This window comes from Verrucomicrobiia bacterium (assembly GCA_036405135.1).
Classification (GTDB): domain Bacteria; phylum Verrucomicrobiota; class Verrucomicrobiia; order Limisphaerales; family JAEYXS01; genus JAEYXS01.
In genome coordinates, this window is sequence record DASWYF010000002.1 from 116093 (window position 1) to 142454 (window position 26362).

The following is a 26362-nucleotide window of genomic DNA, read 5'->3' on the forward strand; positions in this document are numbered from 1 at the left end:
ACGTTGGCTAGGTTCGGCAACCCATCGTCAACAGCACATTCCCCCACAGCGCCTGATCACCCGTCTGGATCGTCAGCACATGATCGGGCGATTCCACCACTTTATAGAAATCCCATTTCGAAATCGGCTCCAGCTTCAGCTTGAGCTTCGATTCCTTGATGATCTGACGATATTCCGCCCAGATTGGCGGCTCGCCTTTCTGCGCGTAAGCATCATCCGGCGGAATACCCATCGTATTCACAAAATCCACCGGCACGGCGCTTAGAAGAGCCCGCAACGCTTGCGAAACCGTGATGACGCCCGGCGAAAGATTCATACACACCACTTCGGCATTCGGCCCTTTCTTGGTCGAGGCTGGATAATTGCCGTCAGCGATCAAGATGCTCGAGTGATGCCCCGCACGAGCCAGCACTTCATTGATCTTCGGATGGATGAGTTGATGCTTCAGCATGGAAAATAGTTTAGGAGGTCAACCGCTTGAAACTCTCGATGGTCCGCTTGCCCGCCGTCGCTTCATCTGGCAGCGGTAATATTTCAGCCGAGAGATAACCTTCATAACGGATATCCTTCAACGCTTGGATGATCGGTAAAATGTCTGTGTGCCCCAAGCCGATCGCCCGCCGATTGCTGTCCGCGAAATGTACGTGGCCAACTTTGTCACCCGCCAGTCGCAGTGCCGCAGGGATGTTAGCCTCTTCAATATTCATATGGAAGAGATCGCAGAGCAGTTTGACGTTCTGTGTGCGCAGCGGCTTCAGGAATTCCAAAGCGTCATAAACGTTGTTGAAGAGATTCGTTTCGTAACGATTCAGGAATTCGTAAAGGAACGGCACACCTTGCGCATGGGCCCGTGGTCCAAGCTGTTCCAGCGCCTCGGCCAGCCACCCAAATGCTTGCTCACGCGTCACGCCATCACCATGACGCCCTTGCATGGAGCCGAGAATGGCGGGCGCTCCAAAAGCCCCAGCAAAATCGATCACGCTACCGACGAACTGTTGCGCGCGACGCCGCACCGTTGCATCCGGATCGGTGAGACGCAGCTTATGCGCCACCCAGCCTGCGCCCGTGCCCATCGCGGCGAGCTTGAGATTGTGCTTGGTGAGCAAGGAGCGGATTTCCTTCGCGTTCAAATCTTCCACCGATCGGGGGAATATTTCTACAGCATCGAAACCCAGTGCCGCCGCCTTGGTCATGCTGGCATCGAGATCATCCCAATAAACGAACGGGCCACCTTTGGCTTCTGGGCAGAGAGAAATAGTGATCGCAGACTTCATGAATAATTAAATCAGATCAGGAGGAGACGAGGACCATGTTGCTGTAAATCGTGTTATCACCCGTGCGGATGAGACCGATGGCCCCGGGCACCCGTTGCTTCAAAGCCAGATGCGGCTCGAAGGTCGTCTTCACTCCTCGCCGCGCCTTCTCGAAAGTATCGCGAACCTTCTTCGGGTTATGTGAGTTGAACTCTTCCGCCATGAAGATTTCACCGCACTTCCATGCGGGCAAAATGGCATCGAGCAACTGGATGACCGTCGGTACACCTTGCACCAGCGAGAGATCTATCGTCTCAATCTGAGGCCAATAAGGGAACGCGTAATCCGCGATGACCAGCGTGTTCGTATGGCGCACGCGGGCGATCAATGAGCGCAATTGCGGATTCAAAATGCCTTCAGTCAGCATAGGCGGTACGGGTGAAGGCTAGAGATTGCAACAGAAGCGGGCAAGGCAAACAGCTATAGGAGCGCGGGTTGTCTCAACCCGCAGCAATGCCCAATGAATAGCAGGTGTGAAAACCGTGAAGTGGATGTGTCTGTTTGATGCCAAGGTCTTGGCACCCTCGTTGGACATTGCTCATTCCTTCGTCATTCGGAATTGGTCATTCGTCATTCTCTAAGCCACTTCCACCAACTTCCCACCCGGTGCCACATGATAGTACGTCCCGCGCCAAACGATCTTCGTCGTCAGAAATGACAATGCCCACATGCCCACCTGGCAAAGATCCTTCACCGGCACCAACCATAGCCACGGCACATGCGAGTTATCACTCGTCAGCATCCGCTGGTTCGCACTCGCCGTATAAATCCGGATAAGCAGAAACGCGGCTACAGCCAAAGCGACCGCCGCCGTCGGGCTCGCCAATAACCATAGCAGCGGCCACAGCGTCGCATTGCTCAAAATGCTCATGAAATAGGGCGCTGGCTGGCATATACGGATGGTCCGTGCCCAGCGGAATTGATGCCGCCACACCTCGCTCCACGTCATCGGTTGCGAACGGCATTCTACCACTTGTCCGGACAGTTCGATGCGATATCCGCGCCTCGCGATAAGATTCCCCAGCCGATAATCATCCGCCAGATACTCCGCCAGTTCTTCAAACCCACCGATCTCCTGTAACTGCTTTTCCCGCGTGATCATCACTGCACCGAGAGCGAAATCGATCGGCCTGAGTGAACGGGATTGCAGCACCTGGCTCCAGAAATCGCCGTTGATCGCTACCGCTTCCCAGCGCATCGCCGGTGTCAAAGGTTCGCCTAGCTGGTAGAAGAAATTTACCAACCCGACTTTTTCATCCGCCAGCAGTGGGATGTTCTGTTCCAGGAAATCAGATGTCACGAATACATCCGCATCACTGATCACCACGATCTCATGCTTCGCTTCCCGGCGTAATTGGATGAGTGAAGAAACCTTCGCATTCGTGCCGAGCTTGCGATGGCAATGAATCAACTGCGCATCCACTGAGGGAAACTCCTTGCGCAATTTCTCAACGATGGCGCAAACCGGATCGTTGATATCCGCCACGCCGAAAAGTATCTGGACCGGTCCGCGATAGTTTTGACTGAACCAGCTCCGCAAGCAATCTTCTGAACCAGGCTCAGTGCCCTTGAGGGGTTTTAGCAATGTGACGGCCGGAGTATGAGGGGCAGGGGAGTTCTTCCGGTGCAGGGCAAAGCGACGTGCTACGATGTGTTGCCACACAGTGAGCCCGCAACTGAGGGTTGCCAGAACTGCTAAGACCAGCTTCCAAGCCATGCCGGGAATAGAGTAATGCCAGAATAGCTGATTGCAAAGCAGCGGTTGCGTTACAACTTCCCGCCAGCTTGTTACATCGCGTCCGATGTAGTCACGGCCAGCAACTCTTCAAAGGTCGTTTCGCCGCGCAGCACGCGACGCAGACCAGTATCGTAAAGGGTGAGCATTCCGGCTTCGATCGCGATGTCCTGCAGCACGCGGTTCGGCTGCTTGTTCATCGCTGCCGCCCGGAACTTCTCATTTGGGATCAGCAATTCCGTGATGACTGTACGGCCCAGGAAACCGACATTGTTACAGTGCTGGCAACCGCTGCCCATGCGGAACTGGGCTTCATCGATCACTTGGGGTGGAAGTTTTTCCAGTAATGCCTGTGCGGGCTCATAAGGCACCAGGCAATACGGGCAGTTCTTGCGGACCAGACGCACGCCTAATACGCCGATGATGCTGGAGCAGAGAAGGAAGGGCTCGATGTCCATATTCACCATACGAGCATACACACCCGCAGTCGTTCCTGAGTGAATGGTGCTGATGACCAAATGGCCCGTCAGACCGGCTTGAACGGCGATGGATGCAGTATCCGCATCTCGGATCTCACCGATCATGATCACTTCCGGGTCTTGACGCAGCAGGGAACGCAACGCGATGGGATATGTGAATCCGGTCGGAGGATTCAATTGCGACTGGCTGACCATGGCCAGTGGCGCTTCCACAGGATCTTCCACCGTGCTGATGCTGATGGCTGATCCATGTTTCTGGATCAGATGATAGATGGAAGCATAGATAGCCGTGGTTTTGCCGGAACCGGTGGGACCGTTCAACAAGATCAGCCCGCTCGGTTTCTCCAGCAAATTGAGGAAGTTTTCCAAGATATCGTCTTCAAAACCCAAAAGTTTAAGATCGAACTTCCGGTTGCGTGGATCAAAGATACGGATCACCGCTTTTTCACCATTGATGAGCGGGAAGATGGAGACACGTAGTGTTACCCCGCCAAATTCAGGAGGCATGCTGGCACGACCATCCTGCGGCATTCCTTTCTCGAAAGATTTCAGGTCTGCCATGATCTTGAAGCGGGCGATGACCTTGTCCGCCAGATCGAGTGGCAGATGCTCCATGACGGCGAGCTGGCCGTTCACACGTACCCGTACCACCAGCGTGCTTTCCCACGGTTCGATATGGATGTCACTGGTCTTGGCTTCCAGCGCGTCCATGACTATGTAATTCACCAGGGTCGCGATCTCGATCTGCTGCCCTTGAGTCTCTGAGTGCAGGTAATTGGCCGTGTGACTCACAAATATGTCCTTGTTAGCGATTGAACTTAGAAACCGTTAGCCAGCTTCCTGGCAAATGTCAGCAAGAAAAGCAGCAATTCTTCTTTTCTGCGCTGTCAAAAAAAAGGAAGGCGCGGTGACATGTATTCATGCCGCCGCGCCCTGGATCAAGCATTCTGCTCAAGGCAGAATCCCATACTCGCCGAATTCGATCTCATCAAAGTCGGCCGTGACGATGTTGGCGTTGTAGGAATGTATCCAGACACGAACGCTTACCGTATTGGCCGGAGCGACCGCGTTTAAGGTATAGGCTGCCCAAGATGTGGACGTTCCCAAGCCTTGCACCTGCTGGCCGATGTTCGTTCCACCGGAATTGAAGAACTGGATATACATTCCAATGCCACTGCCTGAAACATTCTTCGCGCGATAACGCACTTGATAGTTCTTGCCCGCTTCCGCCGGGAAGTTGACGGAAGCGACGGAGGAACCAGCATTTGTCACACCATCGATCACACGTAGACCTTTTGTGCCCGCATAAGCAGCTGCAGCCACTGCAGAACTCATGCCGCCATCCGCTGTGGTATCCCAGCCCGTGAAGTTACTCTCAAAGCCCGGATTCGTCAGCGCGAACGGTATCCAAGGATTCTTTTGCCATGCATAGATGGAGGCGAGAGCAGGGACGGGTCGTGGCTCCACTTCCGAGAGCACCAAGTCATCCACATCACCTGTGACAATCGCCCCTGAGTAAGAATGCACCCACACCTTCACCGTCGCTGCATTCGTCGGGGCCACCCCGCGCACAATGTATTGACGCCACTCCGTGGTATTCGTCGGAATCTCCTCATACGTCGGCGGCGAGATGGGGCTGCCACCAGAGGTTTCGTAATCCAGATAGACTGCCAATCCGCTGCCCGAAGTGATCCGCCCCCAGAACCGGCACTGATACGTTTTACCCGGAGTGACCGCAAAGCTCACGCTCTCAGCCGATGAGCCCAACGTGGCACTGTTATCCACGATGTGCAGACCATACGTACCCGTTTTAGCCGCCCCCGAGGTGATCGTGCTCATGCTGTTATCCGCCGAGAAGTTCCAGAAGTTTGTGCCGTTCTCGAAGCTTGGATTGGCGATCTCGAATGGCAATTCGCCGAATTCGAAATCATCCAAATCCATGGTGACGGTGTCCGCATGATAAGCACGGATCCAGATCTTTGCTGTGGCTGCACCAGGTGGGGAGACTTCCTCCACGTAATACTTTGCCCAAATGCCGTTGCTAGGAACTCCTGTACTGACGCTTAGGATTTCCGTGCCGCCAGAGTTGTAGAATTTTAGATAGACACCCAGCCCGGAACCGGTGACCGACTTTGCCCAGAAGCGGCAGAGATAGCCTTTGCCCGGTTGAACGGTGAATGCCTGCGAATATAAAGAAGAACCTGCTGAGGGATTCGTGTCAGTCACTCGCAACCCATATCCACCCGTGCGCTTGGCTGAGGCGTTCACCGCGCTCATGCCACCGTCACCGGAATTATTCCAATTCGCGAGGTTGTTTTCGAAGCCGTTATTCACCCATGTCACCGGTGTGATGTAGTCTGCCGTCGTATTACCGGTGGAAACAGCCGCACCGATAGCACCGCCCACGATCTCCGAACTGTTCGCCACGCCGTAGAATTTATTGTTCACCACTTCCACGCCTGTGCAGTTGGCCGTGTTCAGCCAGATGCCATTGATGCCGTTCTTCATGGAGAAGACATTGCCTTCGATGATATGATCACTGCTGCTGTCCTTCGCATAAACGCCCTGGCCGGAGTCCGTGGCAAAGCGGTTGTGCAGGATGAGCCATTCACGGTTCTGACCACCCAGCCAAACACCCGTCTTCGGCGAGGTCACATCGTTGTTGTAGATCACATTGCGCGGACCATTCGGGCCATGCTGCACATCTTCTGGTGGCGAGGCCCACATGCCGTAGCCATAGCTGCCATTGCCGATGTTGCATTCGATGATGTTGTTCTCGAACAGGTTTTCGTGGGTCCAGCCGGAGTGCCACTGCGCATCGCTGTCGTAGAAGAAGCTGTTGCGGATGACATTGCCCGCTGCAGACCATTGCACCAGCGGTGCATGACGCATCTTATAGGTGGTCACATTCTCCATGAGGCAATCGTAGGACTTCTCCCAGCCCACATAGGCCGTGCCGCCGTCACCCTTCCACCACGCATCATCAAAGGTGCAGTTGCGAATCTCGCACCACTTCGCCGTTAAGGTATAGATCGGGAAACGCCCCGCTTTCTTGACATTCATTCCGGTGGCCCAGCATTCCCAAACCTTTGAGAACATCACCCCGCTCGTCCAAAGATTCTTAGTCTGTTCCAAAGAAAAGTTCTCCACACCGCAATTACGGAGCGGAACGAATTTCTGTACGTAGGAACCATCGATCGTCGGATAATCGATGCGCAAAGGCTGGTTTAGCGTGAGCACATTGCCGCTCACACTGGTGACCTTGTAGAGATAATGTCGGAACAGGTCGCCCGTACAGAGATTGTCCACTTCATCATCCCATCGGTCAGTGGCTGGGGCTACCAGTTCGATCGCATCACCTGTTACGATGTTATGCGTATTGGTCACCGTAAGCGTGGTGGCCCCGCGCGTGCCATTGGCCGTCAGCAGAAACTTGTTCCCGATATTGCCCGCACCAGCAAAAGTGATCGCTCCCAGCATGCTTGGTGTGCGGTTCGGATTCGGATCCGTCCCGCTCACCAGATTCACCGTGATGTTATTCGAGCGTACGATGCCACCCGTGTATTCCGCGATCGCCGTAAGCGTTCTTGTGCCCGCACCTGCGGCATTGATCGCTGTGCCACCGCTCATCGTTAGGAAGAAACGCGCACCCCAACTGCCCGGCGCATTTGTCACCGCGCTGAGCGTGGTGTTGTTATACTTTATGCGCAAGATCACCAAGTTTGTGGGGTCTGCGTGAATCTCGATCCATGTGTTGGCGCGTACGACCGCATTCGTTGCAGGCTTGTAGAACTTCACCGCATTCGTTGGCGCCGAGTAACGGAAGAAGAACTTGGTCGAGCCGCTGCCCGCGCCACGCAAGACCACGTTGTCATTCGTGATGATGGCAGGGCGGTCGAGGTAGAAGTTACCAGCCGGGATCGTCACCACACCGCCGCCAGCTGCCGCTGCTGCTGCCGCCGCGGCTTCAAGCGCACCCGCATCATCCAGATTATCATTCGGAAACCCACTGTGATTCGTGATCGACGTACGGATGATGAGCCCAGTGGGGATGCCGCCCGGAATACCCGCCTGTCGAAAGTCCGGATAGACGATGCCATCGGGTCCGGGAATATCTGCTGGCGTCAGCGCGCCTTGTGTCTGGCTGGCTATGCCAAGGAGCAGGCAAAGACAACACAGCAGTCGTGGTCTGAGCTGAAGCCAGGGGGTGAAACGTGACAATAGGGGTACGGCAGAGGAGTTGGTCGTCTTCATACCAGAGTGCTAACAAGGGTTCGATGTGGAAGGTAAACCCAAACCCTTTTTTGTCACGGGAGCATAAGCCGGATTCTCAACCCCTACTTTTGGAGGGGGTGGTCATTCCAAGTGTACGATACCCCGCTGTATCGCAATTGTGCTCGCCTGCGTACGGTCACTCGCCTTGAGCTTGATGAGGATGTTGCTGACGTGATCTTTTACCGTCGTCTCCGCGATAGACAGCACACTTGCTACTTCCTTGTTCGAGCGTCCTTTCACGATCTGCTGCAATACATCCAGCTCGCGATTGCTCAATTCCGGCCCATGCATCCGATCCACCAGTCGTGCAGCGATAGCAGGCGGCAAATAGTTCTGTCCCATATGCACGCTACGGATAGCGAGCAGTAATTCATCCAGCGGAATATCCTTGGAAAGATACGAGCGCGCCCCTGCCTGGATGCAGCGGAAAATGTCTTCATGACCATCGTAGGTGGAGAGCATGATGACCTTGGCATCCGGATGTTGCACACAGAGTTGTGTGGTCACTTTGTCTCCAGTAAATCCCGGCAAGCGCACATCCATCAGCACGATGTCCGGCAGATGCTTGGCATATTGCTCCAATGCCTGCGCACCCGTGCTGGCCTCCGCCACCACCACCATGTCTGTCTCCACGTTGATGGATGTCACGAGTCCGATGCGCATGAGTGAATGATCATCGACGATGAGGATGCGAATTTTCTTCTTCATCGTGGAACACGGAGTAGATGGAAGTTTTGTATTCATGCGGTCACAGTGATTTCAATTCTGGCACCTCGTCCCGGTGCGCTGGAGATGTGGAGCTGCCCGCCGATTTTTTCAGCGCGTTCACGCATGCCGAGCAGGCCGAAATGTCCTGACTGGCCAGAAGGTGCGGACTCCGGCTGAAAACCTTGCCCATCATCTGCCACGATCAGCCGCACATCATCATTCCGATAAGCGAGCTCGATCTTGATGCTATGAGCGCGCGCATGTTTAACGGCGTTCGCCGTCGCCTCCTGGCTGATACGCAGCAAATGGCTCTCCACCAAGCCGGGCAGGGGACGTGGCTCACCCGTCACGGAGACATCCACATTCACCGAGGAACCATTGCGCACATAGCTGGCCGTGGCTGAGAGCGCGGTGCCGAGATGTCCATCCTCCAAGGCACGTGCCCGCAAATCCCATACCGAATGACGCGTCTCCGATTGCGTATGCCGCAACATGGACTCGATCAAATTGAGCGCGCGCTTCGAAAATTCTGGTGAAGTCTCCAGCCGTGATCGCGCTGCTTGAAGTTGCAGGAGAATGGCGCCGAGCTGTTGTTCAATGGTGTCGTGAAACTCTCTGGCGATGCGTGTGCGCTCTTCCAAGACCGCCTCGCGCTCCACCTTTTGCTGGATGACGGCGGTCTGTAGGCGCACCTGCCGCTTGAGCGTGATGATCCAGATGAGTCCGGCGAAGCACAGCACGCTCGTAGTTCCTAGAGCCACCATGACACGCGTGCGATTCCACCAAGGCGCAGAGCGTAACAGCAGCACATCCGCCGGATTGCGCAGCAGCAGATGAAAAGCCTGGGGCCAACGTTGTCCGCCTACTTGTATCTGACAGATGCCGGTAAGTTGTATTTGGCTGAACTGCGGTGGTGGTGTGAAGGTCGCATTGTTCGTTTTCGCCAGATGTGCGCGATAGGTCCAATCCTGGTTCTGCACAATGAGCACATGTTCCGTCGGCGTTTGGATCCATTCCAGCAATTGCCCCTCTAATTGCACGAGATCTGCGTCATGCGCCCCGTTACGTGCGATGTCTGGAGTCAAGGGAATCGGTGCTGGTGCCACACCACTCGATGTCTTCTTATAGATGGCATCTTCGAGTGTTGGTGAATATCCGCCAGTGGCCGGAAAGCCTAATACCTCCACTTGATCGCCGATATTGAGCGGCATTGCCTGCTTGGTTTTAACCCACAAGCCTTGTGTCTCGTCACGAATGAAAAGCGACTGCCCGGATTCCTGATGTAATACCGTTCCATGCACTTTCACGCGATGCCCGAAAGCGGCTTCTGGCGCGAACTGGTGCAGGCTGTTGATTGTTCGAGCAGAGACCGCAAAAGCATCCGCTGGCGCAGGTTTGAGAATGGTGATTTGGTCGAAGTCCGGAACAGCAAGACGGATACCGGTCATCTGCCTGCGGTTGTTGAAGAAGGTCATGCACGCGCCTTTGACCATGATCTCAGAATCCACCAACCGTTCGGCAAACGTGGCGTCATAGTTGGGCACGCGAACAGAGATCACCCCACCGCTTGTCGCCAGATCAAACTGCAACATGAACGCACCATCCGTCCGCAGCTTCGTAGTGGAGCGGACAGTTCCGCGCACTTGCAGCCACTGACAATCTTCCGCGCCAGTGAAGAGCCGTTCGATTGGCATCTCGCGTGCAGGAGGCAGACCTTCATGGCCCAGCACCGTGAGATTGGAGAGGATGATGACCGGCGCATAACTTCCCGGCCCGCTGATGCCGGTGAGTTCCACGAGGTCGCCGGCCTTGAGCCGATAACCCTTCGGCGAGGTATTCGTCACATAGATGCCGCCTGTGCCATCTTGGATCGTCAATTCACGGCAAATATCCTGTCGATAAAACGTCACGACTGCCTGCACCTTCACTGGGTAATTCTTGGCGGCTTCCTCAGGTGTGAGCTGGCGGATCTGCTGTGCCTGAGTGAGCAGGGGCAGCTTGTTATCGGCAAAAAGAGCAGGGGAAAGATGGCAGAATGCCAATAGCACGACACAAGCCATCGCAAAGGTACGGCATATGGCCAAGCGGCTCATCATGAGGATAACCCTTATTTGCTGTCGAAATGCCGATTTGGCAAGCCGGATTCTGAAAATAGGCATAGGACTAGGCCCGGATGAGCCCTCAAAAAACAGTTGAGGGAATTGGCCTTTTTCCCCAAAGTCCCAACGTTTCGAGCCAACAACCTCGGAACATTAACCCCGTACTGAATACGATTGATCCATGTCTACTTTGAACGTTAAACCCGCCGGTTCCTGCCGCTGGGACATGCTGGCCCTCGGTGAAATCATGCTGCGTCTGGACCCCGGTGAAGGCCGTGTCCGCACCACCCGTGAATTCAAGGTCTGGGAAGGCGGCGGCGAATATAACGTGGCGCGCGGTCTCCGCCGTTGCTTCGGCATGAAGACGGCTGTGGCCACTGCCTTCGCCGATAACGATGTGGGTCGTCTCCTCGAAGACTTCATCCTCCAAGGCGGCGTGGCCACGGATTACATCAAGTGGGAGAAGTTCGACGGCATCGGCCGCGACACCCGCAATGGTTTGAACTTCACCGAGCGCGGTTACGGTATGCGTGGTGCAGTGGGCATCCCGGATCGTGGCAACACGGCGGCGAGCCATCTCAAGCCCGGTGATTTCGATTGGGACCAGATCTTCGGCAAAGACGGCGTGCGTTGGTTGCACACCGGCGGCATCTTCGCCGCTCTCTCGGACACGACACCTCAGCTCGTGATCGATTGCGTGAAGAAGGCCAAGCAATACGGCACCATCGTTTCCTATGATTTGAACTACCGTCCTTCCCTCTGGAAGAGCATCGGTGGTCAGAAGCGCGCGCAGGAAGTGAACCGAGAGATCGCGAAGTATGTCGATGTGATGATCGGCAACGAAGAAGACTTCACCGCGAGCCTCGGTTTCCACGTGGAAGGTGCGGATGAAAACCTCCTGCACATCGACGTGACGGCGTTCAAGCGCATGATTGAAGCGGCCATCAAGGAATTCCCGAACTTCAAGGCCACGGCCACGACGTTGCGCGCGGCGAAGACGGCGACGATCAATGACTGGAATGCGATCGCCTGGTACAACGGCAACTTCTTCCAGAGCCGTCAGTATCCTGATCTCGAGATTCTCGACCGCGTGGGCGGTGGCGACAGCTTCGCCTCCGGTTTCATCTATGGTCTGATGACCACGGGTGACGCACAGAAGGCCGTGGAGTACGGTGCCGCGCACGGTGCCTTGGCCATGACGACCCCGGGCGATACCTCGATGGCCGACAAGGGCGAAGTCGAGAAGCTCATGAAGGGCGGCGGTGCCCGCGTGCAGCGCTAAGCGATAGTTTTATGCGAAAGGCCGGAGCAAGAAATTGCTCCGGCTTTTTTGTTTTTCAAGGGGCATCCGGTATGGGGATGAACTCGATGTTGAACAGTGCAAATGCACCGGAAACTGCGGAATTCTGAAATCCTGCCGGTGCACGGTTGGTGTCGATCCTCAGGGTTTTTCCCCGGGGCAGGGCATCCATTTCAAACTCGACCTGATGGACGATGTCTTTGGCTACCGTTTTCTTGGAGAGGATTTCATGTCCGATTGAGAAGATGACTGAGCGATCGGAGGGGACACTGAACTGGGCACGGACCTTCATGCGTTTAGTCTTGATCGCGTCCCGGTTGACTTGGATCTCGCAATACACCTGTGAGACCCAAAGAGTCTCGTCCGGGCCCAGGTCAAACCGCCGCCAGAAATGACCATAGCTGTTCACACTATGGAGATCTGTCGCCGGGGTTTCCGGAGTGGGTGAGGGATTCAACAGGATGGCAACGAGATTTTTGGCTCCGTTTTCAATCCTATTGGTGTAGCCCAAGCTGTTTAACATCGCGATCAAACCTACGGCGTCATCGGCAAATCCCATCCGGTTGATCATGAGGGCACCCGCACCCATGGATTCGAGTCTCTCTGCCATGGCGCGTGCCGGAAGGCGCTCGATCTCTGCCTGCCATGAGTTATCACTGCGGCCTTTGTTTGACCCGTAAGTGAAGCGGAGTGATTTCGTGAAGAAGTAGGGTCTTAGGTGCTCGTAAGCGCCCATGTCCATCACTGGATTGCCTTCCGGGAAATCTGCCAGCGGGAGCTGAAAAACCATGGCACCCTCAGCCAGCTTGGATTCAAGTTTCTCACTGAATGCCCGGTCATCACCAACGATGGCCTGAACTTTGGGCAGGGCCGCAGCTCGGTTTGCATCGGGTAATTGATCTGTGATCCCGAACAAGACGAGTGCGCCCGCCAGCAGACGGATGCGAAATGCCGGCCAGCCTGACTTCTTTGCCCAAGCGCTTAACTTTGGCACCAGCCAAAGCAACAGGGCGGCAGCGATGAACATGCTGTTCCGGTTGCTCGCACGGAAGACGCCGATACCGCCAAAGGACAACCATCCGTTCACTCCGCCGATGACCGAATAAGCCAGCACCCAACAGATCTGCCAAAAGGGCAGGGGCACACGACGTGATTCGTGGCGCAACAGCCATCTGATACCAAGAGCTAACAGCACGATGAGCGTCAAACCGCAGATCATTCCCAAGTAGGGCCCGAACAATTCACCGATGCTGGCGGTCGCATTCGTGTATTTGATGCCTATATCTGACATCCACGGAAAACGATGCCCCTTGGGCGGTATGAAGAGTTCAATAGGTCTTAAGGCGTATAATTCGGATTCCCGATAATGGCGGGCAATCGCATAGGGATTGCCCCCTGCGAACAGACGGAACAGCAGAGAGCCAGTGTGAGCCACAACGAACCCTGCGGCCGCAGTGGCCAGACAGATCAGACCGGTCTCCAGATTATCCTTTCGCCGGTCAGCAAACCAGACGATGACCAGTGAGATCAGCAGAAGCTGGACATACATGTTCAGATAATATGGATTGCTCACGCCCATCAGAAAGGAGACGCCCACGCAAAATTTCCAGCCACGCGAGAATCGTGGCAACCGATGACGGGTGGCTACCAGCCATGTGACCAGCATTGCCCATGGTATCGTGTAGGTAAGCCCCAAGAGGAGGTGCCCCAATCCGCGCATCGTATTGTAATAAAGAAATCCGAAGAGCACGGCACCCGTGGCACTCCACAAACGGTTCCAGCGGAACCAGCGGCAGGCCAGATAGAAGGAGGCTGCCGCCGTGGCATGAGTCAGCATCATGCCCACATTGGAGGCCGCCATCAGCCCGATGCTTCTCGCGATCCAGCCCAACAGGATGGTGAACGCTTTTTCATACATGGGGTAGTCGTTCCAGTTCGCCCCCATAGGCGCACCCAGCCGGGAGACCGAGATGGGTTCGAGCAGATGATAGTCTCCTTCTGATGCTGCTTTGATCCAACCAAGGATCTGCATGCTGTCACCGGCATAGGAGGCGGGCACATCCCAGTTCGTCTTCGTCCACAGATCTGAATTGGTGATCCAGACAAGTGAAACCAGCACGGCCAGTGCTATCGCCACGGCGGCGTCGGTCAAGAGCCGCTTGTTGAACGGGTTTCTTTTCTGCGCGCTGACGGCTGGTGATTGTGAGCTGGAAACCATGTTTCGCTCCAAGGTTTCCAAGCGAATAGCAGCCAGCGGGCAAACATCAATCTTTTTCGGTGTCGCCCGCTTGTGATTGAGCTTTTCCGGCGGGATTGATTGCAAGATGATCGGAGGAGCAACGCATCACTATGGTTAATACGGCACCACTGGTTTCTATCATCATCGCGACATATAATCGCAGCAATGTGCTGGCCATCGCGATTGAGTCGGTGATGGCGCAGACGTATCAAAACTGGGAGCTGCTGGTGATCGGAGATGCATGCACGGATGACACGGCAGAGGTAGTCACCCGGTTTGCCGACCCTCGCATCCGTTTTCATAATCTTGGCCAGAACGTTGGCGAACAGTCCGGGCCGAACAACGAGGGGATGCGTCGGGCGAAGGGGAAATATTTCGCCTTTTTGAACCACGATGACTTGTGGTTGCCAGAGCATTTGGAGCAAGCCGTGGCTATCTTGGAGAAGTCAGATGCGGATCTGGTTTACGGTCTGACCGGAGTGGCTGAAACTGCTGGCCGCCACTTTCTTTACGGTGCCAATCCTGATGGCTGCTATGATCCCGGAATGTTCGTGCCAGCCACGGCGTGGGTGTTCCGGCGTGAACTTTTCGAGAGTGTTGGGCCATGGAAGTTTTACCGGGAGATACACAATTTTCCTTCGCAAGACTGGCTCTTTCGCGCGTGGCAAAGTGGAAAGAAACTCCGCCTGTTTCCCCATTTGACTGCGATGATCGTGCCATCAGTCGCACAGCCGGATGCATACTCCAAACGGCTGGCCAAACCGCAAGAAGAATGCTGGAAACGCATCCGGGATGAGCCCGCTTTTCGGGAGCAGGAACTGATCAACCATGCACTTAGTTTCCGGACCGAGGCTTTGAAGTGGTATCCGGCAAGTACTTTGTTGAAAAGTGCATTCAAGAACTGGATACGCAAGATGACTGTGAAGCTGGGTTGGCATCCGGCCACGATACATTACTGGCTGACAGACCGGCGTAAAGGCTCGGCGATAGACCGGGCACGCAAACGGCGCGGCTTGCCACCCAAGGAGCGATGAGGCTGGAGGTGGTTTCATAAGCAGGTGCGACCCTTGCCTACTTTTGAAACCATCTCTAAAATGGCGCCGCGCTGAACGCTGTTTCACTATGGCTGCCAAATCACAGAAAACAAACAAAGCTGAGGAAGGACTGCTTGCCGGATGTCGCAAAGATGTTCAAAGCATCACCGCTGATTGGACTCCGTTGCAGAGCCTTATCGAAGGTGTGAAGTTGCGTGAAGTGAAGCATGTGCCAAAAGAAAATGGGCATCTTACGGAGATTTTTCGCAAAGACTGGGCACTTGATACAGGCGAGATCGATCAGGTTTTCCAGGTGAGCCTGTTGCCGGGTGGGTTGTCTGCATGGCATACGCATCGTGTCACGACTGACCGGTTGTTCATCACCGGTGGATTGGTGAAGATCGTCCTTTATGATGCGCGCCAAGGTTCATCTACTTTCGGATTGGTGAATGTCTTCCGTCTGGGCACGACGCGGCCGGGCTTGGTTGTGATTCCACCGGGGGTGTGGCATGGTGTGCAAAACCTCGGTTCAGATATGGGCCAAGTCTTGAATCTAGTGGATAAGGCATATCAGTACGAAGACCCGGACCATTGGCGGTTGCCGTGGGATACGGATAAGATTCCATATCGTTTTAGCAAAGGCATCAATTCCTAATTATGCAGCGGCGTGAATTTTTAAAGACACTTCCGGTGGTGGTGGGCGGCGTCACCATGGCCGGGATGTTGCGACCGGTCACGGCCCGTGCAGCCAGTCCGCATGGTGTGGCGGCCACTGTCCATCCTTTGGCTACGAAAGTGGCACTCGATACATTAAAGAAAGGTGGTAATGCTGTTGATGCCGCCATCGCAGCCGGTCTCATGCTGGGGGTGGTGGATGGTTTTAATTCCGGCATTGGTGGCGGCTGCTTCTTGGTCATCCGTCGGGCCAATGGTGAAGTCGCAGTGATTGATGGACGCGAAATGGCTCCCTCAGGTGCCACTCGCGATATGTATGTGAAGAACGGCAAGGCGATGCCTGAGTTGAGCCTCACGGGCCCCTTGGCCTCCGGTGTTCCGGGCGAGTTGGCCGCTTTTGATTATGCACAGAAAAATTATGGCAAACTCAAGCTGGCGGATGTGATCCTGCCTGCTGCGGAGATCGCTGAAAAAGGATTCCGGATCTCTCAGGAATATGCCGACCGTTTGAATCGGGTGGTGAAGGACTTGGCCCTGTTTCCAGCGAGCAAAGAGATTTTTCTTAAGGCAAACGGGTCCGGGTACAAGTTCACTGAACTGTTGAAGCAGGCTGATCTGGCCAAAACCTATCGCACGATCGGTGAACAAGGGGTGGAGTGGTTTTATAAAGGTGAATTTGCAAAACGAGCGGCGGAGTGGATGAAAGCCAATGGAGGCATCATCACGGCTGAAGACTTCGCTGATTATCAACCTAAGCTTCGTGATCCTTTACGGACTAAATACCGTGATTATGAGATCGTAGGGATGCCGCCACCGAGTTCCGGGGGTGTTCATGTGGCGCAAATATTGAACATTCTCGAACACTTCAATCTCGTGCAATACGGGCCTGAATCGCTGGAGATGTATCATCTCATCATCGAATCGATGAAGCTGGCATTCGCGGATCGTGCGTGGTGGTTGGGCGATCCAGATTTCGTATCCGTTCCTCGTGGACTGGTTAGCAAGGCTTACGCTCAAGAACTGGCTTTGCGCGTGAATCAAAGGCAGGCTGGTAAAGTTGAGAAACACAGCGTTCCTCCAAACGCGACGACGGACATCTTCCGCAAACACACGACTCACTTCACCGTGGCTGATGGAGAAGGCAACTGGGTGGCTTGCACCGCCACGATCAATACGACGTTTGGTTCTAAGGTGGTGGTGCCGGGGACTGGAGTGGTATTGAACAATGAGATGGATGACTTTTCCATCCAGCCGGGTGTGCCCAATTCCTTCGGCCTTCTGGGGAATGAAGCCAATGCTGTGGCGCCGGGTAAACGTCCTCTGTCCAGCATGAGCCCAACGATCGTCTTGAAAAATGGCCAGCCGGTCTTTTCCGTGGGAGCTGCTGGGGGGCCTACGATCATCAGCCAAGTGTTGTTGGCACTTGTGCGTTATATCGATTTCGGTTTTCCGCCGTCGCGTTTGTTGGAGCAACCCAATCTGCATCATCAATGGAACCCGGACGAGGTGAAGATCGAGGCAAAGGCGGGCCCTTATATCATGGATGCCTTGAAAGCCCGGGGACACACGCTGAAACAGATGAGTTCGTTTGGAGCCTGCCAGGCGATTGCGCGTACATCAGATGGGCAATTCCAAGGGGCCGGTGATCCGCGTGTAAATGGCAAGGCAGACGTGTTGTGATGCGGATGCTTTGTGTTATCCGCCCAGATACGCTTTCCGCACCTGATCATTCGCACGCAGTTTGGCTGAATCGTCCTGCAAGATGATCGCTCCGCTCTCCAGCACGTAACCGCGCTGGGAGATTTCCAAGGCCCGGTTCGCATTCTGTTCCACCAAGAGAATCGTGATGCCTTGCTGGTGATTGATCTCCACAATCTTTTCGAAGATCGTTTTGACGAGCAGGGGAGCGATGCCGAGTGAGGGCTCGTCCAGCATGAGGAATTTGGGCTTGCTCATCAGTGCACGACCGATCGCGAGCATCTGCTGTTCACCGCCACTAAGCGTGCCTGCGAGCTGCTTCACCCGTTCTTTCAAACGCGGGAAGATGTTGAACACGTAATCCATCTCCTGCGCGATCGCTGCTTTGTCGTTCCGCAGATACGCACCCATCTTCAGGTTTTCCAACACTGTGAGATTCGCGAACACCATGCGCCCTTCGGGGACTTGCGAAAGGCCCTGGCCGACGATCTTGTGCGCTGGCTGGTTGAAGATGGATTTGCCTTCGTAAGTGATGAAACCGCTCTGGGCTTTGATGAGTCCGGAGATGGCACGCAACGTCGTGCTCTTGCCCGCGCCATTCGCGCCGATGAGTGTGACGATCTCGCCTTGGTTCACCGTCAAAGAGATGCCGCGCAGGGCGTTGATGGCCCCGTAGCTGACTTTCAGATCTTTGATCTCCAGCATGGCGGTCAGGCGGCGTGTTCCTCACCGAGATAAGCCTCGATGACTTTCGGGTGACGTTTGATCTCGGCAGGCGTGCCCTCGGCGATCTTCACGCCGTAGTCCAGCACCGTGATGCGCTCGCAGAGATTCATCACCAGCTGCATGTCATGCTCGACCAGCAGGACGGCGATTTGGAAACGGTCTTTGATGGAGCGGATGAGTCCGGCGAGTTCCGCTTTCTCGGTGGGATTCATGCCTGCGGCGGGTTCATCCAGCAAAAGGAGCTTCGGCTTCGTAGCGAGCGCGCGGACGATCTCCAGTCGTCGTTGATCGCCATAGGGAAGATTCTTGGCATCCTCATGGCGCAGGCGGCCTAGCTTGAAGATTTCAAGCAAGTCCATCACGCGGTCTTCCACTTCCTTTTCTGCCGCGCGATAGGCTTTGCCGCGCCAGAGCGCCTGACGGACGCCGTGCGTGCGATGCACCTGCATGGCCGTACGCACATTGTCGAAAACGCTCAAGCTTTGGAACAGACGGATGTTCTGGAACGTGCGAGCGATGCCGACTTTGGTCAGTTGATGCGGCTTGCGCTTGGCAGTGGGCTGACCATTGAAGGTGATGGCGCCTTCCGTGGGTTGATAGACGCCGGTGATGAGATTGAACGCGGTGGTTTTGCCTGCACCATTGGGGCCGATCAAGCCGACGAGGTCATGCTCGTTCACCTGAAAATCTAAACCGGACACGGCAGTGAGACCGCCAAAACGGATGGTCACTTTTTCCAGTTTCAGCAAGGGCTCGCTCATGTGTTCGCCCCCTTGTTGGAGCGCAGGGTGAAAAGGCCCTGTGGTCGCGCCATCATGATGATGATGATGAGCAGCGAGTAGATGATCATGCGGTAGTCAGCCACCGCGCGAAGCATCTCCGGCAAAATGGTGAGGAGGATGGCGGCGATGATGACACCCACAGTGCGGCCCATGCCACCGAGGATGACCATCACGACAATCTCGAAGGACTTCATGAAATCGAAGCCAGTGGGATTGATGGTCTGCTTGTGATGAGCGTAGAGGGCTCCGGCCACACCGGCGAAGAACGCACCAACGACAAAGGCGGTTACCTTGTAACGCGTGGGGTTGATGCCCATGGCACTGGCGGCGATCTCGTCATCATGCACGGCGATGAAGCCACGGCCATAGGTGGAATTGACCAAGGCGGCGATGGCGTAAGCGGCGATGGCGGCAGTGGACCACGCCCAAAAGAAATTGGTGTGATTGGGGATGCCGCTCAAACCGCTGGCGGCACCCACGGCCTCCATGTTTTGAAAGACGACGCGGATGATCTCGCCGAAGCCCAAGGTCACGATGGCAAGGTAATCACCGCGCAGTCGCAAGGTGGGCACACCGACTGCCAGACCGCAGAGTGCAGCAAGCAAACCACCCAAAATCAATCCGCCCAAGAGCAGGAAAGGGGCGGCGGATTCAGGCACGTGCTTGGTGCAAGCGATAGTGAACGATGCTGCCGTGTAACTGCCCACGGCCATGAAACCGGCATGGCCCAAGCTGAATTGGCCGGTGTGGCCCATGATGAGGTTCAGGCTGACGGCAAGGATGATGTTGATGCCGACATCGATGGCGATGCTCAGGTAATAGCTGTTAAACTGTTTGGAAAAGGCGGAGATAATCGCGATCAGGATGACCGCGATCACCAACCATCTTTTAGCACCGGGTATCATCAGACTTTTTCCGTTTGCTGTTTGCCGAGCAATCCTGACGGACGGAACATGAGAATCAAAATCAAGATGCCGAAGGCGATGGCATCACGATAGTTTGAGATGCCCTTCATGCCGCCCGCGAAAGTTTCTACCACGCCAAGCAATAGGCCGCCCAAGGCCGCGCCAGGGAGATTACCGATGCCGCCCAGCACAGCAGCGACGAATGCCTTAAGTCCGGTCTGCACGCCCATCAGGGGATCGATGCTGGCGTAATTCATGGCGAACAAAATGCCGGCGGCTGCGGCCAAGGCGGAACCCAGGCCGAAGGTGAACGAGATGACATGGTTCACATTCACGCCCATGAGCGCGGCGGCTTGCGGATTGAAGGCCACAGCGCGCATGGCGGTGCCGATCTTGGTGCGTTGCACGATGAAGGTGAGGGCGATCATCAGCAGGATGGTCGTCACCAATACGATGACTTGGGCACTGCCGATCACCAATCCGCCAAGCTCCCAAGTGGTGTTGGGGATGAGTTCGGGAAATACGCGGGGAGAGGCACCGAAGACTTTTTTGTGCTGACAGGTGTACTCGATGAAGAGGGAGACACCGATGGCGGTGATCAGCACAGTCAGCTTGGGACGTTTGCGAAGTGGACGGTAAGCCAGAAACTCGATCACCACGCCGAGCAACGCGCAGATGAGCATGGCCAGCATCAAAACGACGATGCCGCCCAGATAGCTTTGGGGCGGGATGACTTTGGCTACGGGTTCCGCCAGGAAATATCCCGCGAAAGCGCCGAGCATGAAGACATCACCATGGGCGAAGTTGATGAAACGCAGCACCCCATAGACCATCGTGTAGCCGAGCGCGATAAGGGCATAGATGCTGCCCAAAGCCAAGCCATTGATCAGTTGTTGGAGTTGGTCGGTCATCCGTTAGTGCCTGTCTTGAACTTGTTGGGGAGCAAACCAGCAAAGACGGGCACCCCTCACCCCGACCCTCTCCCCTCCGAGGGGAGAGGGTGATGAAATTTTCGGCGTTCTTTGCAGGAAGTCCATCCAATGCGCAGCGGTAAAGGCCACAGTTACGGCGGGTTTACGGCTTGATGGATTCGAGGAACTTGTAGCCGCCGTTCTTGATCTGGAGGATGACGGCGGATTTATCGGCATCACGCTGCTGGTTGATAGTGATGACGCCGGTGACCAGGGTAAGGTCTTTCGTGGCGGCGAGCGCATCGCGCAGTTTGGCGCTATCGGTGCCGCCAGCGCGCTTGATGCCATCAGCCAGCATCAGCATGGAATCGTAACCGTTCGCGGCGAGGGCATCCGGGATTTTGCCATTGAAACGTTTCTTGTAGTTCTCGAGGAATTTCTTGCTGATCTCGGTGCCGACTTCTGGGTGATAATGCGTGGAGAAGTAATGGCCTTCCACGGAGTCCTTGCCAATCTCAGTGAGTTTCTCTGATTCCCAGCCGTCGCCGCCGAGGAGGGGAACATTGAGGCCGAGTTGCTTGGCTTGGATGCAGATGAGGGCGACATCCGTGTAGTAACCGGGGACGAACACGGCATCCGGTGAGCCGCCGCGAATAGTGGTGAGCTGGGCTTTGAAATCTTTGTCGCCACCGTTGTAGTCCAGTTCCGAGGAGATGGTGCCGCCATTGGCGAGATACTTTTCCTTGAAGAACTTCGCGAGGCCTTTGCTGTAATCGCTCTTGGCATCCGTGAAGATGGCGACCTTCTTGGCCTTCAGTGTGGAGGTGGCGAAGTTCGCCATGACGGTGCCTTGGAAGGGGTCGATGAAGCAGACACGGAAGACATAATCACCGCTCTCCGTCACCTTCGGATTGGTGGAGGAGGGGGAGATCATGGGGATTTTGTTCTTCTGGCAGATCGGCGCAGCTTCCATGGAGCGGCTGGAGGCGACCTCACCGAGGACTGCGATGACGCTATCACGGGCGATCAGCTTGTTCACCACCGTGGCGGATTCGCCTGGTTTGGATTGGGTGTCTTCCGTGATGAGTTTCACCTGTTTGCCCAAGATGCCACCGGCGGCATTGATCTCTTCCACGGCGAGCAAGGTGCCTTCATGAGAAGAGATGCCAAAGGTCGCTTCCTTGCCGGTGAGTGAGGCGAATTCGCCTACTTTGATCTCCCCGCCGCTGTTGCTTCCGCTGGAGGAAGAGCCTGTACCTCCGCCCGCGCCACTACCTCCTCCGGTTCCTTGACCGCAGCCGACGAGGAGTGCGGCCAGGAGACAGAAGAGACTGTTCGCGTAAATCAGACGTGCCAGTTTCATAGCGGTTTTAGTTTCAGGCATTTGCGATTCTCGGTTGAAAGTGTCCAATCCTTCCGAAAGTAGGGAAATGCCTTTCCGCTTTCAACCCTTCAAAACGGAAGATTCATAGAATGACGGGTTGCCGCCGTTTCGTGAATTTCCTGAATGAAGGATATTCATCGAGAGGGGCAGACGGAGATTTGACCCGGCGGGAAGTCTGACTTACCGTGCGGTAAGATTTCCCATGGAACATTCGGATTTGGAAACACGTGACCGGATCGTTGCTTCGGCTTTGTCGCTCTTTGCGCGACGAGGCTATGCGGCCACATCGATTCAAGACATCGTCTCAGCGGCCGATGTCACCAAGCCGGCACTCTACTATTACTTCGAGAGCAAGGCTGCGTTATTCCAAGCCATCGTGGATCGTGCTTATGAAGAGCGCTTTCAATTGATGCAAGATGCGGTGGCCAAAACGGGAGATATTCGCAGCCAGCTTATCGAAATTGTGGGAGGAAGATTCGAGTATCTTCAGAAAAATCGCGACCTGATGCGAGTTGCTTATGCTACGGCATTTGCTGCGGAAGAAGAACTGCCCAAGGACACGCGGCGTATGGAGAAGTCGGGGCGAAACTTTGAGTTCATCCATGGGCTCATTGTCGAGGCGCAGAAACGGGGAGAGTTGGCTAAAAACTACGACAGTCATGAACTGGCTTTTGCCGTCCATGGCCAGATGAATATCTACATCATGAACGACCTGCTGTATCCAGAGTGCCGTTTATGTCGGCCTACGGCAGAACGTATCGTGGACCTTTTTTTGAAGGGGGCTGCCTCTTCGAAGTGAAATCCGCCAGAGTGGGTTGCTCAGCGATCGCGATTCATCGAGCGGGAAATCACACTCCCATGCGCAGGTTGATTGCGTTTCGTAAGGAAGAAAACGGCTATGATGGCTGCTGCGAGGCAAAGCAACCCTAAGCCGATTTTTACCCAGTCACGCTCAGGTGGCACGACCACCGCAGTTTGTGCGAATTGAGTTGCGGTATCGACTGTCTTGGAGGCGGCCGTAGTAGCTGGAGTTTTGTTTGCTGGTTCAGGTGGCGGAGCAGTGACCGGCACAGTGGCAGGGGCCGATTTGCTCGTTACAGGCTCTTTCACTTCGGCGGCAGGTTTTGTTTCAGGCTTCGCCAGTTCCACTTTAATCGGAACGATGTCCGATGGCTTCACTGCTTCGGTCGAAGCGGAAGGAGTGATCGTAACAACAGGCTCTGCGATTGTTGCTTTTGGGGCAGAGGACTGGATGGTGGCTGGTTTGGAATCCGTACTTGGAACAGGTAAACCTACGGGTACGAAGGGTTTGGCAGCGCTTTCTGATGAGGCCAGAGTCATCCTGGTTTCGGAGGTAATCTCAGCTTTTGGAGAAGGCGGAGCGATGGGGGCAGTCTGCGGCTTAACCTCCAAAGGTGGTGCGGGAGTGACTGCGGGCTTGGGTGTGACAGGTGCATTCGTGCTGGCTGGCTTGAGCGGACCTTTCACGATGATGGGTGCTGGAGCTGGTTTCTTCGGCGCAGGGGCAGGTGGTGGTTCTGGCTTGGTCTCCAGTTCCACAGGCTTGGTGGCTTTGGCCGCGATATTGGTGGCAGGCGTCTCTTTCTTGTCAGACTTGCGGGTAAAGAGGGGAATGCTCAACGTGCTGCCGGCTGCATCTACTGCCCAGGCGGTCATCTTCCGGTCTTGCACGATGAACGAGGTGATAAATGGCCGCTCGTTTTTGCTCATGTCTTTATAGAACTGACGATAGAGCGCTGTGATCTGGAGATCGTATGGTGTGCCGAACATGACGCCGCTGCCATCATGGATGATGAGCACGGTGAGTTCATCCGATTGCAATGCGACTTGCTTGATGCGTTTGATGGCCTCCTCCAACTTGGCTTTGCTTTGGTATTTGACCCGTCGCAATTGACCATCAATTGACTGTGCTTGGCTGCCAGCTTTGTCTTTCTGCCAGGTGGTTGGTTCAATGAAATTAACATCCACGTTATCACTGAAGGTCCACACTCCATAGAGATCGCCATCGCGCATACGGCCATAGATGCCGTCTTTCACGAGATCATGGACAATGGTGGGTGTGATTTCATCCAAACGTCGCATGTTGCTGGAAGAATCGATCAAGATAAGGAACTGATAGGCAGGCGGCTTGCTTTGACCCTGCACTGCGAGGGAAAGGCAGAACAGCAAAGCAAACAAGGCTGTGCGAAAATGTTTCATCGGCCAGAGTTTTTATAACGGTTCAATTCCCGGCGGTTGTAGCTTTCCACATCCGCTTCCAGATCGTTCAGCGCTGAGTGAATCATGTTGATGAAGTTGGCGCAACTCGCCGGAGTGGCTCCGCAATTCAGCACGGTATCCCGTTCCGCGTAGTCATCTGTCACCACCATCGCTTCACCATACGGTTTCATGCGATAGGCAGCGCGTTCGATCAGGTCATCCGCAGTATTGCCCGGACCGGAATAGAGGACTTCCATCTCCGGCGTGGATTGGGCCTTGGGCGTGCCGGAAGGAGCACCGGAACCGTCAAAGATGACGGTGATGGGGGTGCCGATGGCATCGCGATAGCGCGTGAGCACGTGGATAAGTTCATCCCGTGCGGCCGCTGAATGGCGGGCCTTGCCGGGAGCAAGCTCCGGCCAGTTATGCAACAGGCTGTAGCCATCTACGAGTATGCGAACCAAAGCCATTGGCGGCACGTTAACAGCAAGGGGAGGGGATGAAAAAGCTCCAAATCCGGGCTTGAATAATCTGGGTTACGCGCAATGACTATCCGTCGCATGAAAACGAAAGCACCGGTGCCGGTGACGATTTTGACGGGCTTCCTCGGAGCGGGGAAGACCACGTTGCTGAATTACATCCTGACCCAGCCGCATGGTTACAAGGTGGCGGTGATCGTGAACGAGTTTAGCGAGGTGAATGTGGACAGCCGCCTGCTGGTGAATGCGGATGAAGAGGTGGTGGATCTGAACAACGGCTGCCTGTGCTGCCGAGTGCGTGGTGATCTCGTGAAGAGCATGGCCATGCTGGTGAACCACAACAAGAAGTTCGACTATGTTCTTGTTGAGACGACGGGCTTGGCTGATCCGAGCCCGGTGGCGCATACCTTCTTTGTGCCCGAACTAGCGGACAAGGTGCGATTGGATGGCATCGTGACGGTGGTGGATGCACGGCACTTTGAGAAAGAATTGAAACAGGCTCCGGAGACGCGTCAGCAGATCGCCTTTGCGGATGTCATTCTCCTGAACAAGACGGATCTGGTGAGCGCAGAGGATGCGAACCATGTGGCGCACACGCTGCATCATATGAATCACCTGGCGAAAATCTATCGCACCGAACGTTCACAGATTGATCTGAAGAAGATACTCGATCTCAAGGCGCGTGACCTGAGCAGTGCCAAGGATGTGCATTTCGAAGAACACGAGCATCATGATGATTGCGACCATTGCGATCATGACCATGACCACGGGCATGGACACGATCACGACCATGATCATGGTAACGGACATGCACATCATGACAATGATGTCCGTTCCTTCTTCGTGAAGGAGAAGCGGGCTTTGGATCAGGTGAAAACGGAGAAGTGGTTGAGCGAGATGTTGAGCGGGCCGGAAGCGGAGAATTTGTATCGTAGCAAGGGCTTCATGTATCTGAAAGGGCAGGCCAAGCGCGTGCTCTACCACAGTGTGCAGATGATGTATGAGGCCAAGCCGGACCGTTTCTGGGAGCCGAATGAGGTCAAGGAAACGCAACTGGTCTTCATCGGCAAAAACTTGGATGAAGCGAAGATACGTCGGGATATTGAGGCGTGCGTGGCAGTGTAGTATATTGAATCCGGATTGAGGAACGTTTATGCCGATCTACGAATACGAGTTGTGCGATGGCGACTGCAAGGTGTGCGGCGGTAAGTTCACGCTGAACCGTCCGATGTCTGCGGCTGAGCTGACAAAGTGCCCCGCTTGCAAGAAGCCGGTGCGAAAGCTGATCTCTCAAGTCAGCATCCCGCGCATTACGGCACCGCTCTCCATCACGGATGCAAAGAAGGCGGGTTTCACCGTGCTCAAGAAGACGAGCAAGGGTGAGTATGAGCGGCAGTGAT

The 26362-nt window shown here is 55.1% G+C and carries 23 protein-coding genes; 7 read left to right on the forward strand and 16 right to left on the reverse strand.

Features of this window, described 5'->3' with window-relative positions; translation table 11 throughout:
- Positions 1-7 precede the first annotated feature (7 nt).
- The 8 genes from VGH19_00590 to VGH19_00625 form a co-directional block, all read right to left on the reverse strand.
- Entirely contained in the window at positions 8-451 is a 444-nt protein-coding gene (locus tag VGH19_00590) for an RbsD/FucU family protein (protein ID HEY1169838.1), read from the reverse strand.
- Between the two features lie 10 nt (positions 452-461).
- The gene (locus VGH19_00595; protein HEY1169839.1) at positions 462-1274 is read right to left on the reverse strand and encodes a sugar phosphate isomerase/epimerase family protein; all 813 of its coding nucleotides are present in this window, start codon (positions 1272-1274) and stop codon (positions 462-464) included.
- 16 nt (positions 1275-1290) lie between these two features.
- Positions 1291-1680: an RbsD/FucU domain-containing protein gene (locus tag VGH19_00600; GenBank protein ID HEY1169840.1), complete on the reverse strand. Its 390-nt coding sequence runs from the start codon at positions 1678-1680 to the stop codon at positions 1291-1293.
- A gap of 210 nt (positions 1681-1890) precedes the next feature.
- The gene (locus VGH19_00605; GenBank protein ID HEY1169841.1) at positions 1891-3030 is read right to left on the reverse strand and encodes a glycosyltransferase; all 1140 of its coding nucleotides are present in this window, start codon (positions 3028-3030) and stop codon (positions 1891-1893) included.
- Between the two features lie 71 nt (positions 3031-3101).
- A complete protein-coding gene (locus VGH19_00610; GenBank protein HEY1169842.1) occupies positions 3102-4319 on the reverse strand; it encodes a GspE/PulE family protein in 1218 nt (405 codons plus the stop codon).
- A gap of 159 nt (positions 4320-4478) precedes the next feature.
- Positions 4479-7781, reverse strand: coding sequence for a carbohydrate binding domain-containing protein (locus VGH19_00615; protein HEY1169843.1), 3303 nt, complete (start codon positions 7779-7781; stop codon positions 4479-4481).
- A gap of 102 nt (positions 7782-7883) precedes the next feature.
- Positions 7884-8510, reverse strand: coding sequence for a response regulator transcription factor (locus tag VGH19_00620; protein HEY1169844.1), 627 nt, complete (start codon positions 8508-8510; stop codon positions 7884-7886).
- A 32-nt stretch (positions 8511-8542) separates the two neighbouring features.
- A complete protein-coding gene (locus VGH19_00625; GenBank protein ID HEY1169845.1) occupies positions 8543-10606 on the reverse strand; it encodes a sensor histidine kinase in 2064 nt (687 codons plus the stop codon).
- A gap of 184 nt (positions 10607-10790) precedes the next feature.
- Between VGH19_00625 and VGH19_00630 the strand changes: the two genes are divergently transcribed.
- Positions 10791-11891 carry a sugar kinase gene (locus tag VGH19_00630; GenBank protein HEY1169846.1) on the forward strand — a complete coding sequence of 367 codons (1101 nt, stop codon included), beginning with the start codon at positions 10791-10793 and terminating at the stop codon, positions 11889-11891.
- A 55-nt stretch (positions 11892-11946) separates the two neighbouring features.
- Here VGH19_00630 and VGH19_00635 read toward each other — a convergent pair whose 3' ends face one another.
- The gene (locus VGH19_00635; GenBank protein ID HEY1169847.1) at positions 11947-14232 is read right to left on the reverse strand and encodes a hypothetical protein; all 2286 of its coding nucleotides are present in this window, start codon (positions 14230-14232) and stop codon (positions 11947-11949) included.
- 26 nt (positions 14233-14258) lie between these two features.
- Between VGH19_00635 and VGH19_00640 the strand changes: the two genes are divergently transcribed.
- The 3 genes from VGH19_00640 (at position 14259) to ggt (ending at position 17537) form a co-directional block, all read left to right on the forward strand.
- Positions 14259-15182: a glycosyltransferase family A protein gene (locus VGH19_00640; protein HEY1169848.1), complete on the forward strand. Its 924-nt coding sequence runs from the start codon at positions 14259-14261 to the stop codon at positions 15180-15182.
- Between the two features lie 88 nt (positions 15183-15270).
- Positions 15271-15837: a dTDP-4-dehydrorhamnose 3,5-epimerase family protein gene (locus VGH19_00645; protein HEY1169849.1), complete on the forward strand. Its 567-nt coding sequence runs from the start codon at positions 15271-15273 to the stop codon at positions 15835-15837.
- 2 nt (positions 15838-15839) lie between these two features.
- Entirely contained in the window at positions 15840-17537 is a 1698-nt protein-coding gene (gene ggt, locus VGH19_00650; protein ID HEY1169850.1) for a gamma-glutamyltransferase, read from the forward strand.
- A 15-nt stretch (positions 17538-17552) separates the two neighbouring features.
- On the opposite strand, the gene VGH19_00655 is transcribed toward ggt, so the two are convergent.
- The 5 genes from VGH19_00655 to VGH19_00675 all read right to left on the reverse strand — a co-directional run bounded on the left by VGH19_00655 (position 17553) and on the right by VGH19_00675 (position 22242).
- Positions 17553-18260 carry an ABC transporter ATP-binding protein gene (locus VGH19_00655; protein ID HEY1169851.1) on the reverse strand — a complete coding sequence of 236 codons (708 nt, stop codon included), beginning with the start codon at positions 18258-18260 and terminating at the stop codon, positions 17553-17555.
- 5 nt (positions 18261-18265) lie between these two features.
- The gene (locus VGH19_00660; GenBank protein HEY1169852.1) at positions 18266-19042 is read right to left on the reverse strand and encodes an ABC transporter ATP-binding protein; all 777 of its coding nucleotides are present in this window, start codon (positions 19040-19042) and stop codon (positions 18266-18268) included.
- Complete coding sequence (locus tag VGH19_00665; protein HEY1169853.1) at positions 19039-19968, reverse strand: branched-chain amino acid ABC transporter permease; 930 nt, start codon at positions 19966-19968, stop codon at positions 19039-19041. The genes VGH19_00660 and VGH19_00665 overlap by 4 nt, the downstream gene beginning before the upstream one ends.
- The gene (locus VGH19_00670) at positions 19968-20879 is read right to left on the reverse strand and encodes a branched-chain amino acid ABC transporter permease (GenBank protein HEY1169854.1); all 912 of its coding nucleotides are present in this window, start codon (positions 20877-20879) and stop codon (positions 19968-19970) included. The genes VGH19_00665 and VGH19_00670 overlap by 1 nt, the downstream gene beginning before the upstream one ends.
- 163 nt (positions 20880-21042) lie before the next feature.
- Positions 21043-22242 carry an ABC transporter substrate-binding protein gene (locus VGH19_00675; GenBank protein HEY1169855.1) on the reverse strand — a complete coding sequence of 400 codons (1200 nt, stop codon included), beginning with the start codon at positions 22240-22242 and terminating at the stop codon, positions 21043-21045.
- Between the two features lie 223 nt (positions 22243-22465).
- Here VGH19_00675 and VGH19_00680 point away from each other — a divergent pair, with 223 nt between their 5' ends.
- Positions 22466-23062: a TetR family transcriptional regulator gene (locus tag VGH19_00680; GenBank protein ID HEY1169856.1), complete on the forward strand. Its 597-nt coding sequence runs from the start codon at positions 22466-22468 to the stop codon at positions 23060-23062.
- Positions 23063-23082: 20 nt separating this feature from the next.
- On the opposite strand, the gene VGH19_00685 is transcribed toward VGH19_00680, so the two are convergent.
- Both VGH19_00685 and VGH19_00690 read right to left on the reverse strand, forming a co-directional pair.
- A complete protein-coding gene (locus VGH19_00685; GenBank protein ID HEY1169857.1) occupies positions 23083-24483 on the reverse strand; it encodes a hypothetical protein in 1401 nt (466 codons plus the stop codon).
- Positions 24480-24953: an NYN domain-containing protein gene (locus VGH19_00690; protein ID HEY1169858.1), complete on the reverse strand. Its 474-nt coding sequence runs from the start codon at positions 24951-24953 to the stop codon at positions 24480-24482. Before VGH19_00690 ends, VGH19_00685 begins: the two co-directional genes overlap by 4 nt.
- 90 nt (positions 24954-25043) lie before the next feature.
- Here VGH19_00690 and VGH19_00695 point away from each other — a divergent pair, with 90 nt between their 5' ends.
- On the forward strand, positions 25044-26087 hold the full coding sequence (locus VGH19_00695; protein ID HEY1169859.1) for a GTP-binding protein: 1044 nt from the start codon (positions 25044-25046) through the stop codon (positions 26085-26087).
- Between the two features lie 28 nt (positions 26088-26115).
- Positions 26116-26361 carry a zinc ribbon domain-containing protein gene (locus tag VGH19_00700; GenBank protein ID HEY1169860.1) on the forward strand — a complete coding sequence of 82 codons (246 nt, stop codon included), beginning with the start codon at positions 26116-26118 and terminating at the stop codon, positions 26359-26361.
- The last annotated feature ends 1 nt before the right edge of the window (position 26362 follow it).